This window comes from Quadrisphaera sp. DVD1, from assembly GCF_058932755.1.
On record NZ_JBZYWI010000260.1, the window covers coordinates 1 to 1,623 of the forward strand.

2 protein-coding genes and 1 pseudogene are annotated in these 1,623 nt (G+C 77.6%); 2 read left to right on the plus strand and 1 reads right to left on the minus strand.

Translation table 11 applies throughout. The features are described 5' to 3' along the window. Nucleotides 1–310 precede the first annotated feature (310 nt). Nucleotides 311–844 carry a hypothetical protein gene (locus AC5FZL_RS16660; protein WP_493619990.1) on the plus strand — a complete coding sequence of 178 codons (534 nt, stop codon included), beginning with the start codon at nt 311–313 and terminating at the stop codon, nt 842–844. Nucleotides 845–865: 21 nt separating this feature from the next. On the opposite strand, the gene AC5FZL_RS16665 is transcribed toward AC5FZL_RS16660, so the two are convergent. Further along, a complete protein-coding gene (locus AC5FZL_RS16665) occupies nt 866–1,111 on the minus strand; it encodes a helix-turn-helix domain-containing protein (RefSeq protein ID WP_493619991.1) in 246 nt (81 codons plus the stop codon). 177 nt (nt 1,112–1,288) lie between these two features. Here AC5FZL_RS16665 and AC5FZL_RS16670 point away from each other — a divergent pair. Then, a pseudogene (locus tag AC5FZL_RS16670) lies at nt 1,289–1,623 on the plus strand (hypothetical protein); the annotation flags it as partial.

The following is a 1,623-nucleotide window of genomic DNA, read 5'->3' on the forward strand; positions in this document are numbered from 1 at the left end:
GCCGGCCCGGGCCCGTTGAGCCGCGCCAGCGCCGGTGCGCCCGCCGCCCGGGCGAGACCGAGGAGCGCGGCCGTCACCGCGCCGCCGAGGAGGACCGCCGCCGCCACGCGCCCCCAGAGCGGGAACGTGCTCGTCCCGTCCACCGACCTCACCATGACCGCCGCCTTCCGCGCGCCGAACCGCTGTAGTGATGCAGTTTGATGCTGTTTGATGGCGTTCAGTACAGCATGGTGCCCACAGTTGTGGGGAGCGCCTGTGGACAACGGGTGCGCCCCAGCGCTGCCGGACGGCGTGCCCCTACGGTGGGCCGGTGCGCTGGGAGGCCCTGTTCGCCGACCTCGAGGGACAGCTCGCCGCCGCCTCCTCGGCCGAGGACGGCGACCTGGCCCGCGCCGAGGTCGCGCACACACCGCTGGACGACCGCGTGAGGGCGCACACCGGCGCAGCGCTGCGGGTCTGGCTGCGCGACGGCACGGCACTGGCGGGCACCGTCCGCGATGCCGGAGCCGGCTGGGTGCTGCTCCTCGACGACCGCGGCCCCGTGGTGGTGCCGGCCGCCGCCCTGGCCCGGGTGAGCGGGCTCTCGCGGGCGGTCGCGCCGCCGGCCGGTCAGGTCGAGCGGCGGCTGGGGCTCGGCTCGGTGCTGCGCGCGCTGGCGCGCGACCGGGCGGTGGTGCGCCTGCACGTGGACGGAGCGGTGCTCACCGGCACCATCGACCGGGTGGGCGCGGACCACCTCGACCTGGCCGAGCACCCGGCCGAGGAGGCGCGCCGCCCCACCGCGGTGCGGGCGGTGGTCACCGTGCCGTTCGCCGCGCTCCTGGCGGTGCGAGGCAGCGTCTGAGGAGTGGCCTGAGGGACGAGCTCAGTCGAGCAGGTGCGGCGCGTCGGCGTCGTCCTCGGCGGACGGCCGGGACGCGACCAGGGCCCGGGTCTCGGCGTACTTGCGCTGGATGTACTGCTCGAGCTCGGTGGTCTCCACCCGCCACTGGCCGCGCCCGCCGACCTTGATCGCGGGCAGCTCGCCGCTGCGCACGAGCGCGTAGGCCTGCGCGGCCGAGACGCTGAGCACCTCGGCCACCTCGGCCAGGGGGAGGAAGCGCGCGACCACGTCCGCAGTCTGGCACGCGCCCGGACCCGGACGGGGTCGCCGTCCACAGGCCGCCAGCGTCGTCGGTGATGACGCTGGGTGGTCGCTCTGCGCTGTCGGGGCGGACCCGGCCGGTGCCTGCGGCGGGCCTGTGGACGGTGGGCGGGCGCGCGCGGCTCCGGCTGCCAGCATGGCGCCGTGGCTCCCAGCGACCTCGCTCCGCGGCTGCGCGCACCGTCCTGGCGCGATCCCCGCCTCGTCGTCGGCGTGGTGCTCGTGCTGGCCTCGGTGCTGCTGGGCAGCTGGCTCGTCGGCACGGCCGACCGCACGCGGCCGGTGTGGGCCGCGCAGGTGACCCTGGCCCCCGGTGACGCGGTGGCCGCTCCGGCGCTCACGGTGGTGCGCGCCCGGGTGGAGCCGGGGCGGGGGGCCTACCTGCCGGCCGACGAGGAGCTGCCCCCCGACCTCGTCGCCCTGCGCACCGTCGCTCCCGGCGAGCTCGTGCCGCTCAGCGCGGTCGGGGCCGCCGCCGC